This window comes from Paenibacillus sp. AR247 (assembly GCF_002968895.1).
Lineage (GTDB): Bacteria > Bacillota > Bacilli > Paenibacillales > Paenibacillaceae > Paenibacillus_AQ > Paenibacillus_AQ favisporus.
The window spans coordinates 76,994-89,674 of the sequence record NZ_PCZT01000020.1 but is presented as its reverse complement, the minus strand read 5'-3'; the positions used below and the strand labels follow the sequence as shown (position 1 = coordinate 89,674).

10 protein-coding genes and 2 pseudogenes are annotated in these 12,681 nt (G+C 53.2%); 4 read left to right on the top strand and 8 right to left on the bottom strand.

The genetic code is table 11. The features are described 5' to 3' along the window. Nucleotides 1-515, top strand: a pseudogene (locus tag CPT76_RS37885) (epoxide hydrolase); the annotation flags it as partial. 72 nt (nt 516-587) lie between these two features. Here the strand turns inward: CPT76_RS37885 and CPT76_RS27515 are convergent. Then, a pseudogene (locus tag CPT76_RS27515) lies at nt 588-1,257 on the bottom strand (ADP-ribosylglycohydrolase family protein). A 312-nt stretch (nt 1,258-1,569) separates the two neighbouring features. On the opposite strand from CPT76_RS27515, the gene CPT76_RS27510 reads away from it, so the two are divergent. Next, entirely contained in the window at nt 1,570-5,622 is a 4,053-nt protein-coding gene (locus CPT76_RS27510; RefSeq protein WP_105445153.1) for a glycoside hydrolase family 10 protein, read from the top strand. A 78-nt stretch (nt 5,623-5,700) separates the two neighbouring features. Here CPT76_RS27510 and CPT76_RS27505 read toward each other — a convergent pair whose 3' ends face one another. Further along, nucleotides 5,701-6,486 carry a hypothetical protein gene (locus CPT76_RS27505; RefSeq protein ID WP_146116442.1) on the bottom strand — a complete coding sequence of 262 codons (786 nt, stop codon included), beginning with the start codon at nt 6,484-6,486 and terminating at the stop codon, nt 5,701-5,703. A 490-nt stretch (nt 6,487-6,976) separates the two neighbouring features. On the opposite strand from CPT76_RS27505, the gene CPT76_RS27500 reads away from it, so the two are divergent. Continuing rightward, nucleotides 6,977-7,480 (top strand): hypothetical protein, encoded by a 504-nt coding sequence (locus tag CPT76_RS27500; protein WP_105445151.1) that lies wholly within the window; start codon nt 6,977-6,979, stop codon nt 7,478-7,480. 128 nt (nt 7,481-7,608) lie between these two features. Here CPT76_RS27500 and CPT76_RS27495 read toward each other — a convergent pair whose 3' ends face one another. The 4 genes from CPT76_RS27495 to CPT76_RS27485 all read right to left on the bottom strand — a co-directional run bounded on the left by CPT76_RS27495 (nt 7,609) and on the right by CPT76_RS27485 (nt 10,669). Continuing rightward, nucleotides 7,609-8,685, bottom strand: coding sequence for a bifunctional glycosyltransferase family 2/GtrA family protein (locus CPT76_RS27495; protein WP_105445249.1), 1,077 nt, complete (start codon nt 8,683-8,685; stop codon nt 7,609-7,611). A gap of 31 nt (nt 8,686-8,716) precedes the next feature. Then, complete coding sequence (locus CPT76_RS40650; RefSeq protein ID WP_374954740.1) at nt 8,717-8,950, bottom strand: phosphodiester glycosidase family protein; 234 nt, start codon at nt 8,948-8,950, stop codon at nt 8,717-8,719. Nucleotides 8,951-9,020: 70 nt separating this feature from the next. Continuing rightward, nucleotides 9,021-9,752, bottom strand: coding sequence for a phosphodiester glycosidase family protein (locus tag CPT76_RS27490; protein ID WP_258168847.1), 732 nt, complete (start codon nt 9,750-9,752; stop codon nt 9,021-9,023). A 287-nt stretch (nt 9,753-10,039) separates the two neighbouring features. Next, a complete protein-coding gene (locus CPT76_RS27485) occupies nt 10,040-10,669 on the bottom strand; it encodes an HD domain-containing protein (protein ID WP_089549375.1) in 630 nt (209 codons plus the stop codon). 255 nt (nt 10,670-10,924) lie between these two features. On the opposite strand from CPT76_RS27485, the gene CPT76_RS27480 reads away from it, so the two are divergent. Continuing rightward, on the top strand, nt 10,925-11,254 hold the full coding sequence (locus CPT76_RS27480) for an ArsR/SmtB family transcription factor (RefSeq protein ID WP_105445150.1): 330 nt from the start codon (nt 10,925-10,927) through the stop codon (nt 11,252-11,254). A 66-nt stretch (nt 11,255-11,320) separates the two neighbouring features. Here CPT76_RS27480 and CPT76_RS41670 read toward each other — a convergent pair whose 3' ends face one another. Together CPT76_RS41670 and CPT76_RS41665 are read right to left on the bottom strand one after the other, a co-directional pair. After that, nucleotides 11,321-11,890, bottom strand: coding sequence for a hypothetical protein (locus CPT76_RS41670; protein WP_308737675.1), 570 nt, complete (start codon nt 11,888-11,890; stop codon nt 11,321-11,323). Between the two features lie 71 nt (nt 11,891-11,961). Next, the coding region (locus tag CPT76_RS41665) for a DNA ligase-like domain-containing protein (RefSeq protein WP_483870078.1) at nt 11,962-12,681 on the bottom strand (720 nt) is incomplete at its 5' end.

The window sequence follows — 12,681 nt, the reverse complement described above, 5'->3', positions numbered from 1 at the left end:
CTATTGAAGACGACGTATTTGCCTCGCTGACCGATGCTGAGAAGGTGCGGGTCGGTCGGTTGGGGCATTTTATGAAAGAAAGATTCGGGTTTAACATAATCCAGTCCACCAGACCGCAGACGCTCGCTTACGGGCTTCACGACTCTCCGGCCGGACTTCTGGCCTGGACCTGCGAATTGTTTAACGGTTTTGGCGATACGGTCGATGCCGTGGACCGCGATACGTTCCTCACCAACCTTATGCTGTACTGGCTGACGGGAACGGCAAACTCCTCTACGCGCATGTATTACGAAGGCGCACACGACCCGGGTGCCTGGGCTCCGAAAGACATGTCGCCAACTCCTGTAGGTGTCGCGGTATTCCAGTTATCCGATGTGGCGATCCGCCGCTTCGCCGAGCAGGGCAACCGCATCGTGCATTGGAGCGAGTTCGAGCGGGGTACGCATTTTGCCGCGATCGACGCACCGGATCTGATGATCAAGGACATCCGTACGTTTTTTCGGAATGTGCTGTAACCGTTAAAGTGGATAGAGGTAGGGTGGGCACCTGAGCGGTGCCCTTTTCCCTTTTATTGCTGCGGCTTCTTTTTACGATGACGATGAACTCCTCAACGCATACAGCTGCGAGACCACCCGGTCGAGCCGATCCTTGATCAGGATGGTATCCGTGTACTTCGCCGGGATCCCCTCATAGCCGTAATAGATTCCCGCCAACCCGCCGGCGATCGCTCCGATCGTATCGGAATCGCCGCCCAGGTTGGCCGCCCGCTGCACCGCATCGCTGAAGTCGGACGCGTGAAGCAGAATATGCAGCACCCAACGGAACGTATGGACCACAAACCCGCTGGGAGGACAGTCCGGTTCGTCTTCGATCATCCCTTCATACTCGCTGCCCTTTACCTCAGCCAGGATGGCTTCGCTCAAGTCCTCACCGCGCAATAGACGATCGGCAATGCGATTATAGATAACGCAGGCTTCCGCGCACCTTGGATCGTAATGCGTCATGCCGCCCGATCGCCTCCAGCGGCTCCGCAGGATTTTCCAGAATCCCTTCCGCCACGCAGAGCGTCATCATCGTATCGTCGGTTACTTCCCCCGGTTCGAGCTGCCATACCCCGCCGCCGATGATTTCCGTCAAATAGCCATATTGGGCTTTTACTTCCCGGACACTCATAAACTCCGTCGTTCCGCCAAGCGCGTCACCCACAGCCACGCCATAGAGGCCGCCCTTCAAGCGGTCGAGCATTTGGTCCTGCATGCCAACACCCCGCGTTCTAATGAGATATTTGAAAAGAAGTCTGTTCTATTAGTTATGATTATAGCAAGTGCATTCTACATCATCCATTCCATAGATGCAGCGAACTTCCTGCGGCCCGGTCGGCCGAACTTCGCGTGATTCCCCTTTTCTTCTGCTCTCAGAATTATATAAAAAAAGCACGATATCTCCTTTCATTTGCTGTAAGACGCGCTTTCCGGGCGAATGGTATCATCTTGGCGGGAAAGGAGGACTCGCCGAGTAAAAATGTAAGCGCTTAATCAACAAACCATTGGTGCAGGGGGAGTGCAATGAATGAGTAAATGGATGAAACAAGCCTTTTCGGCCATAATCGCCGCGGCTCTGATCATTCCGTCGGGCTGGCTGGCCTCGCATGTAAGCGCGGAGGCAGAGCAGCCGGATGCCGATACGGTAACGGTGGTGTACCATGAAACTTTTTCGGACGGAATTGGCAAAGCCGTTCAATCGGGAGGCGCCAGCCTCGCACAGGTCTCAGGCAAAGTGTTTGACGGGAACGAGGACGGAGGGGCTCTTTATGTAAGCAACCGTACCCACGATTACGATGCGGCTGATTTCAACTACACCGACTTAGGAATCCAAAACGGCAAAGCTTACACGATCACCGTTAAAGGATATGTGGACGCTGAAGCCACCGTTCCTGACGACGCCCAAGCGTATCTTCAAACCGTTGACAAAAGCTACGGCTGGCTGGCCGGCGCAGCTTTTAGAGCTGGGGAAGCTTTTACGTTGACCAAAGAATTCACCTTGGATACCAGCAGCGGCGATACTCGACTGCGTGTTCAATCCAACAGCGCCGGTGCCACAGTCCCCTTCTACCTCGGCGATATCCTCATCACTGAAAAGGCTGACTCCGGCGGGGGCGGAAACGAAGAACCGCCTAGAGATCCGGCCTTGCCTTTCAGCACGATCACTTTTGAGGATCAGACCCCCGGTGGCTTTGAAGGCCGATCCGGCACGGAGAAGCTAACCGTCACCGATGAAGCCAACCACACACCGGGCGGTGCATATGCCCTTAAAGTGGAAAACAGGACAGCCACCTGGCATGGGCCGTCATTACACGTGGAGAAATACGTGGATAAAGGCGCCGAGTACAAAATATCCGCCTGGGTCAAGCTAATCAGCCCCGCCAGCTCGCAGATTCAGCTGTCCACCCAGATCGGCAGCGGTGGCAGCGCAAATTATGCGACCCTGGCCCCGAAAACGATCAGCACCGATGACGGCTGGGTACAATTTGAAGGAACGTACCGTTACAACAGCGTGGGTGGCGAATACTTAACCCTCTACGTGGAAAGTTCGAGTAACGCGGAGGCCTCCTTTTATATCGATGATATCAGCTTCGAGAAAACCGGCTCGACGCCAGTCGAAATCCAGAAAGATCTGGTCCCCATCAAGGACGCGTACCAAAACGATTTTCTGATCGGAAACGCCATCTCGGCGGAGGATCTGGAAGGCGTACGGCTGGAGCTGTTAACCATGCATCACAACGTCGCCACGGCGGGGAACGCCATGAAGCCGGACGCGCTGCAGCCGACGAAGGGCAACTTCACGTTCACCGCGGCCGATGCAATGGTCGATAAAGTTCGGGCTGCAGGCATGCAGATGCACGGGCATGTGCTGGTATGGCATCAGCAGTCGCCGGCGTGGATGAATACGGCTCAGGACGCGCAGGGTAACACGGTCCCTCTGAGCCGCGAGGAAGCGCTGGACAACCTGCGGACCCATATTCGAACCGTCATGGAGCATTTCGGAGACAAGGTGATCTCCTGGGACGTCGTCAACGAAGCGATGAACGACAACCCGCCAAATCCGGCTGATTGGGAAGCGTCGCTGCGCAAATCCCCTTGGTATAACGCGATCGGACCGGACTACGTTGAGCAGGCGTTCCTTGCAGCCAGGGAAGTGCTGGACGACCATCCGGATTGGGATATCAAGCTGTATTACAACGATTATAACGAGGACAACCAGAATAAGGCCCAGGCCATTTATAACATGGTCAAAGCCATGAACGGCAGATATGCCGAAGCGCATCCCGGCAAGAAGCTGGTCGACGGTGTCGGCATGCAGGGGCATTACAATGTGAACACGAATCCGGAAAATGTGAAGCTGTCCCTGGAGAAGTTCATCTCCTTAGGGGTCGAGGTCAGCATCAGTGAGCTGGACATCCAGGCTGGAAGCAACTACGAGCTTTCCGAGAAGCTGGCCAACGCCCAGGGCTATTTGTACGCCCAATTGATGAAAATTCTCAAGGAACATGCCGCCGACATCAGCCGGGTCACCTTTTGGGGAATGGACGACGGTACAAGCTGGAGAGCTTCATCAAATCCACTGTTGTTTGATAAAAATCTTCAGGCCAAGCCGGCATACTACGGCGTCATTGATCCGGACAAATTTATCACGGAGCATCCGCCCGAGTCGGGCAATGCCAACCAATCCACCGCGGCATACGGCATGCCGATGATTGACGGGACGGTCGAAGCGGTATGGAACCAAGCGGCCGCCATGCCGATCAACCGCTATCAGATGGCGTGGCAAGGCGCGACTGGCACAGCCAAAGCGCTCTGGGACGATCACAACCTGTACGTGCTGATCCAGGTCAGCGACGCTCAGCTGGACAAATCCAGCGCGAATGCATGGGAACAGGACTCCGTCGAAGTCTTCCTGGACGAAAACAACGCAAAAACTACGTTCTATCAGGATGACGACGGGCAGTTCCGCATTAACTTTGATAACGAAACTTCCTTTAATCCGCCCAAGATCGCAGATGGCTTCGAGTCGGCGACCAAAGCAGCCGGCACAAACTACACCGTAGAAATGAAAATTCCGCTCAAGACGGTAACGCCAGCCAATCAGCTAAAGCTTGGTTTCGACGCCCAGGTCAATGACGCGAAAGACGGCGCCCGTCAAAGAGTCGCCGCCTGGAACGACACGACCGGCAACGGCTACCAGGATCCATCCGTGTTTGGCGTACTGACCCTCACCGGCAAACCCGCCAATCCGGGCGGCAATGGCTCGGGCAATGAGGGCGGTGGCGGAAACAACGGTGGTAACGGCGGAAGTAACGGAAACGGCGGCAATAGCGGAAGCAATAATGGCAGCAACAGCAGCGGCAATAACAGCAACGGCGGCGGCAGCCAGCAAACCGGGATTACCGTGAGCACCAATGGTGTCGTTGCAATCAAGCCGGAAGCGAAAATCCAAGACGGACGTGCCGTGAGTACCATTTCTGCCGACAACCTGAAAAAGGCGCTGGAGCAAGCGGCTGTACCCGGCAATGGGAAGAAGCAAATCGTGATCGAAGCGGCAAAGCTGCCCGGCGCCGGTTCCGTTGAAGTCCAGCTCCCGGCTCAAAGCCTGAGTGGAAAAGAATCCTTCGAGCTGCTGCTGAAGACGGATTCCGCAATCATTCGAATTCCAAGCGGCATGCTGTCCAATCAGACAGATCTATCCGGGCAGGTATCCGTCCGCATCGGAACCGCCTCGACGGACCATTTGAACCTAAGCGCAGCCGATCGTGAATTAATCGGCAGCCGTCCGGTGATCGAGCTGAGCCTTGCAGCAGGCGGCAGAACCTTGGATTGGAGCAATCCTGCAGCGCCTGTGACGGTGGAGATTCCATACAAGCCGACTGCTGAGGAGTTAAGCCATCGGGATCAGATTGTAGTTTGGTATGTCGACGGCCAAGGCCAAGCGTCCCCTATTCCTAACGGCCGCTATGATACCTCTTCCGGAATGGTGGTATTCCACACCACCCATTTCAGTACTTATGCGGTCGCCTATGCGTCCACGGCCTTCACAGACCTGCAAAACGTCCCTTGGGCCAAGCCAGCCATTGACGCCATGGCCGCCCGCGGAGTCATCCATGGAATGTCCGAAAGCCGCTTCTCTCCTGAAGCGTTAATCAAGAGGGCCGACTTCGTAGCCCTTCTGGTTCGGGCGCTGGAGCTCCAAGGTACAGGCAGCCCGAAAACCGCATTCAGCGATGTCGATCCAAACGCTTATAATCTTAGCGAGCTGGACATCGCCAATGAGCTGGGCATTGCGGTTGGTTTGCCAGACCGCACCTTCAAGCCGGACAGCCCGATCACCCGCCAAGAGATGATGATGCTCACTGCACGTGCTTTAGCCGCTGCCGGAAAAACAGTTGAGGGCAGCGGAAGCCTGAGCGCATACGCCGACGCCTCAAGCATAGCCGGTTACGCCAAGGATAGTGCGGCTGCGCTCGTGAAAGCCGGCATCGTCACCGGCAGCAACGGTAAGATCGTGCCGCAAGGTCCGCTCACCCGGGCTGAGGCGGCGGTCATATTGTATCGGATTTGGAAGTTGTAGCATTGGGGAGTCATGCTTTGAAACGGAAAGGAGACCCCGGTTAGTTGACCGGTGTCTCCTTTTTAACCCCAGATCATCTTATCTGTGAACAGGTTCAAATCTGATTTGATCAGCAATCAATTTATTTTCTGCAGGATCGAATTTATAAGTGATCTGAAAATCGCCTACGTATTGCGGAGAAATGCCAACGCTCGCGCCTAACGTGGTGACGATTTGTTGATTCTTCATCCAATAATAGATGACGCCGCCAAAACTAAGCTTGTCCTGTTTAAAGTTTATACCGGCAACATGATAATCAAATTGATGTTCTTTTCCCTGTGACTTTACCTTAATGGCCAAAGTCTGATCATTTTTCCGGGTAACCCCCGTTTCGATCTGGCCGTCGACAATCTCCTGGTAGCTTTGCACTTTGATTTCGGAGAGATCCGTCCCGTCCAGCACATGTAATTCATCAATATTCAGTCCTGTCCCCTTTCCCTTATTAAGGATGATCACCGCTTCTTCCTTCCCATCGCCGGTAACATCCGTGTAGTAAATACGCGGGTCCTCAGTCGTCGAAAAGCTCCAGTCGAACGCCTTGTTCACACCATTCACGTCAACGGCTACGGATTCATACGAATATTGCCCTTCCTTAACCGGCGTCAGCTTTACCTCCTTGTTCTCCGAAGACCAAGATTTCGTATCCAGTGACGGATCCGCCGTATTCATATGATTCTCTAGTTGTGAATTCGTTGTTACCCGAGATTCTGTTGTTGCTTCCGTACCTGTTGAGGGACTGTTTATCGTCTGATCTTTGCTGCAACCCACAAGAAAACCGAACATTAAAATCGAAGCCGAAAATAATGCGAGCTTGTTAATGACCATCCTCTCACTTTCGCTAGTTGATGCACATCATTATATATGTTTTATTTTCCATATAATTTAAGAAATGGTTGTTATGATTTGAAAATATCGTAACCTCTTATCTATAAACGCTGTTAGTCGTGAGAAGTAACGCCCCGGGAACGCCGAGGACTGAATAATCCGGCTCTTGAAGTCTTGAAGTCCAGCCACCCCAGCCGTGAATGATTGAGTGAGCCTAATTGCTCCACGCTCGAAGGAAAAAGCCCCCCGCGTCCAGAATATATCAGCTATGAGCGTATGATGATGGGAGAGTGAGCGCACATGAGCGATGAGCAATGGCTGAAAGTTTCCGATTTGGCGGGACAGCTTGAAATCCCTCAGCCAACAATCAGGCGATACATGGACCGGCACGGACATCACTTGCATACGAAAAAGCAGCATAAAAGTTATCTGATATCTTCCGCGTCTATTCCCACCCTGGCCCTGGATCCGTGACGAATACTCCAAGGGGTTGAACGGGGAGCAGGTCGAGGAGGTGCTGCTGGGCCAGCCATCCACGATCACGACCGTGAGCGATACGAGCGTCCATAAGGATGAGCGCGTGAGCGATCATCTTGCCGAAGCCTTGTCCGAACTGGAGAAATCCGTGATCGATCGCTTTAACAATCAGGAGCAATTTAATCAGCATCTGCTCGAACTGCTGCAGTGTGAGCAGGAAAAAGTCGAACGTCTTACCGAGCTCCTTATGAAACAGACCGAAGCGGCGGCGTCCTTGTCCCCAGCGGTTCAAGCCCAGAGCCGGAAACAGGCGGATCACCTAACGGAACGAAGAGTGAAGCGACAGCTGGAGAGCGAGGCCTTGGAGCTCTGGCTTAACAAGCCTGCGCCGGAACGAACAAAAAGGAACGTGCTGTTTCAAAGGAAAGAGGACAACGAGGCTAAGGAAAAATTTGTGAGGGACTACGTGCTGGAACATTACGTGAGCCGTTTAAACGAGGAATTTAATAGAAGCTAAACCTGTTCGAAAAGCATAAATAGACGAAAAAGAGCGGTCCATATTGGATCGCTCTTTTTTATAGAAATCCAGCCCCGCATTTAGCAGAACTTTCTTTTGCGATATAAGGACCACGACTCTTGCAAGACTCACACTTTCTTATATCTCTTAAAATAAGCTTTGGGAGGCCTTCCCCCGGCTCGCGTCCGGGAACGGAACACAAATTTGCGCTGGCACCAGTAGCTGAACACGAACAAGGAGCCTTCGGTGAGCAGCTTGGCGATGAAAAGCGGAATCCCCACTATTTCGTGGAACAATACTAATAGCCCGTAATTAAATCCCATAATAAGCGCGACTAGCGCAAAATATTTCGGAGCCGATTCGATCAGCCGGGGGGCGTCCTTGTTCACAAATACATAGCGCCGGTTCATAGCGTAGTTGAATATGGCGCTGCACAACCGCGAACCGACTACGGCGGCCAGCAGGCTGCCGGTAACGAACTGAAGCACAAAGAGCAGCAGGAAGTCCAGCCCCGCCGAGAGTACGGACGAAGAGCAAAACTTCAGTATAGGGGCATAGATCCGGATGGAGTCGGCAATCGGGCGGAAATGGGAAGACTTGTTTTTTTCCAAATAGACGGTATCAATGGGGACCTCATGGATCGGGTATCCGTCTCCGCGTGCCTGCAGCAGCATGTTCATTTCATACTCAAAACGGTCGCCCGGAATGCTGCACAGCCAGTCCAGCATCGCCGACGAGAAGCCGCGAAGGCCCGTCTGCGTATCCGTGACGGAGCGGCCGGTCGTCAGGGCGTACACCAAACGTGTCGCTTGGTTGCCGAACCGGCTTCGCAGCGGTACCCTGCCGGTAAAATGCCGGCAGCCGAGCACGATATGGTCCGGATGCTCATCGACGGCCGCGGCAATCCGGACGATATCGGACGGAAGGTGCTGTCCGTCGCTGTCCGCGCAGACGATCCCTCCCGTCTCATCCGCCTTCTTCAGGAAGGCGAAGCCGGTCTTCAAGGCCCGCCCTTTGCCAAGGTTATGGTCGTGGGTCAGTACGATGCAGCCGGCCTGGCGAGCCGAATCAAACAGCCCCCCATAGGCCTCCCCACTGCCGTCATCGACCACGACGATCCTGCAGCGGCAAGCGGCCTTTAGGTCGGCAATCAGCTGCAGCAGTCTCTGGTCAGGCTCATAGGCCGGAATCAATACGGTTGTCATGTCGGTAGCCTCCTTCAGCTTCGTCTGTCCGTTATTCGCCAACATAAATAATGTCGCTGACGCCGCGCTCCTGGCCTTTGCCCCCAGGACTGTTGACGACCCGGCCCATAAAGTACATGGTCGATGAACCGCCGCCGTCGAGGTTGTAGGCCTCGGTCGCTCCCAGGTCCTCGAACAGATTCGCAAACTCGTTCAGCGTCATGCCCCGGCTGTAATTCTGCTGCCGCCCGTCCACCACGACAAACACGTAGTGATTCGGCGAAATGATGCCGATTCCCGTCCGCGGGTTGGCCTCGTCGATCGTGCGATTGCCGAAGTTGGTATCGATTTTGACGTTATCGAAATCCTGACACCGCGGTGCCGTCTTTCACCAGAACCGGTCCGAACGAAAAGGTATTCGTTACCCCTTGGGCAAGCAAATCCTCGGCGGAGACCTCCTCCTCGTTATACGATTTCATCGTGCCGTCACCGAACAGCGCCAGCCCGTCACGCGCAGGCTCATCACGGTACAAGGTGCCGTTACGGATGACGACGCCGTCATTCCGGAACCCGTAATAGTCCCCGTTGATGGCAAGAATGGCATTGTTGGCGGATGCGATCTCCGAGGTATGCTCGGTAATGTTGCGGCCGAAGGAATTATCCGCGAAGGCTGTCCGAAGGTTGGACGCGTTCTTCAGCTGAACATCAGCGACGTAATACGTAATTTTATCCGCGCCTGTACCGGTCTCCACTTGCTTGATCGAAATATCGACGTCATCGCTCTTGTAGTTCCAATCGTCAGAGGTTGCGTTTATCGCTGAGGCCGTGGATGCCGCAGATTCTGTATTCGTCGATGTATTCGTAGATGTATTCGTATTCGTAGCAGCTGTTTTCGTTGTACCCGCCGACTGCCTACCAGAAGCGGACGATTCTATGGCTGCTGCCGTGCTGGGCTGGGCAACGACCTCCTCCACATGCGGGATCAAATACCGGTCGGCCAGCCCGTACAGGATACCGCCGACTGTGGCAACGGACAGCGTGAGACTGATGAGCAGAATGCGCTTGGACTTCTTTTTCTTATTGTTCATGGATGATTACTCCTTGTGGCTATAATGGGATAGCCCTAGAGTAAACCCGAATATTTAAATGGAACTTAAATGGGATATGAAGCTGATGGAATGGTGCAAAAAGCGGGGATCTGACGAAGGTGGCCATAGAGCGGCATGGCCTCATCTTGGTTCGAAGCATATATGTAGGGAAATATTTTTTTAAAAAAAGAGGAAAAATCTATTGAAGCTGTAAAGCTTGAGAGGATGAACTGAGGTTCAAAAAGATTGAAAGGGAGGAGGATACAATCAATGATGCAAATCATGACTTATGTGGCTAAGGCTTCTTTCGTGATTTTCTCGATATCGATCGGGGATCTGGACCCTTCGCTGACTAAATCAGGGAGAATATGCTGTAAAAAGTAGTCGACGCAATGAAGCTTGATTCCTTTAATTTTGATGAGGGCATCTCTGTACATGACGACGAACTCTTTTTCCGTGTTTCCGCGCTGCAGTTCGGTAAAGGCCTCGTAGATTTGATCCAGTTTATCGGCCACTTCCAGGATTCTGCCTTCGACGGAATCGTCCTTGCCTTCACGCAGTTGTCTGCGAAAAATCGGCTGAAACTCAGACGGAATATGCTCATCAATGAAATGAGCGACCATGCCTTCCTCCACTTGCTGAAGCATTGCACGCAGTTCGAGGGAGTGGTGCTTCACGGGCGTTTTGATATCCCCGATAAAAATCTCACCGTAATCATGACTGCTGGTAATTTCGTACAGCTTCTTCCAGTCCACCGTGACTCCGTTGGTTTCCTCAATGTCAGCCAGCGTTTTGGCGTACTGAACAACCTTCCAGGAATGGGCGGAAACGCTGTGCTCTTCAAATTTGAACTTGCCGGGACAACGAATGATGCGTTCGAGGTCGTTCAGCGATTGAAAGTACGTATGAATTCCCATAGCTGCACCCTTTCTTTGTGTAAAATGGTTTATATACTGCTGTATTTCTAGTATACATTCGGTTTGTAAAAGGACCATAAAGTGACGCAAGAAGTTATTGGGAACCAGGCGGATGGTTATGCACGGGATACCCCGGCAGCAGTCCCATTTCACATAGCAAAAACATTGACACGACACCAAATGGTGTCATAAAATTAAATTGTCACCAAAAGGTGTCACATCATGAGACGACAATAAGGCTTAGGAGAGAGTGCTGTGAGCGAGAACAATGAGAACCGGGATGTATTTGACGCCGTTGCAGATCCAACCAGACGCCGACTGATTCGTCTGTTATCCGAGGCGGAGGAGCTCCCGCTTCATGAACTGACGCCACATTTCCAGATGGGCCGGACAGCGGTATCCAAGCATTTGACCATCCTGAAGGAGGCCGGACTGGTCGTTGACCGGAAAGTCGGCAGAGAAACGCGATTCAGGCTGAACGCTTCCCCGCTCCAAGAAATTCAAGATTGGGTGGCTTATTATACCCAATTCTGGAGTACAAATATGCTGCGCTTGAAGCAGCTATTAGAGGAGGAAGAAGAATGAGTTTTTAAAAAGACCACCTATAGAGGTGGTCTTTCTCATTGGATCTACATGGGGGAGAATCGAACGCTACAGCCGTGGATCGATCTCCTGCTCCTGGGCCACCTCAAACAGCAGATTGGCCGCCGCTTCCTGGTACTCCGCATGCATCGGTTCGATCTCGTCGTATTTCACGCTGAGCATCCGGAGGCCAAGCCGGTATTCGTTCTGCGAGGTCCGCAGCTTGCGGGCGATGCTTTTCTGCTTCAGCAGCTTCCGGTACTTATGCGGGAACCGGTAGTCGTAGCCGTAAATAATGGACAGGTAGTCCGGGTTGCGCACTTTCATGTACGGTACCGTCCGGCCGTCCCAAGCCTCGGGCTTGATAACGACGCCTTCCATGTGCTTCTCCGTTGTCAGCTTGGCAAAGAACCGCTCCGCCTCTTCATAACTCTCCGGTTCGGACAAATCAAGCGAGACCGATTCATCGTCCGACAAGAAGCCGTACATTTCCGATGTCGTCCACTGCGGCAATTCTTCCCCGCCGTTTTCAAAGACGATTTTCAAGATGGCGAACGGTTTATACTCCATCTCCCCAGCTTCAGCATACAGCTCCAGCTGTCTTTTGTACGTTTCGTAAGCTTCGATATGCTGTGCCAACGATACGGACGTCTCCACAATTTCGTGTATATGCTTATAGTTCTGGTACACGTTGGCGCCGTATTTATCGCTTAGGCTTTTTTAGGCATTCGGTATTGATCCTGCTCGAAGCCGCTGGCCTGATACTGCTCGGTCAATGACTGCAAAGCGGATTCAAAACCATGGGCCTGCAAAAAGGAAAGCTCGCTCTCCAGCGCCTTCTCGATCGGCTTGAACTGCCGCTGGATCAGGCCTTCGCCAAGGGCGTTCCACGGCATCAGCTCGCCGTCTAGGATGAGCATGCGGATTCCCCGCTCCTGCATATAAGGGCCGAACTTGGCCAGCAGCCGATGGTAGACTTCCGTCAGATCCTGCTTCACTTTGTAGCCGTTGCGGCTTACCGCGAAGCACTGCTCTACGTCGGGATGCAAATAAATATTGCAGCGCGATCCCATATATTTCGGCTGCAGCGCCACCTTCAGGACACCGTTCTCCTTGAAATAGTCCAAGCCCCGCTTCAGCGACTCCAGCTCACTTCTCTCCATATCTTTATCCGCCGGGGACATCGTGCCGGAAATGAAGTTGATTTTATGCCGGGAACAGTAGTGCAGCCTGCGGATATCGTCCTCCCCCAAATCCTGCACGGACACCTTCCGATTTTCCTGGAACAGCACCGGAAGTTCCTCGGTCAGCACGGATGTGTGCGACTTATGCGATTTCATGAACGGTTTGAACGAATCGTCACGGACGTTAGCCCGTTCCCATGCACGGCGCCGGTGTCGAGATGGATTTTGTCCGGATCCGGAAAGCCT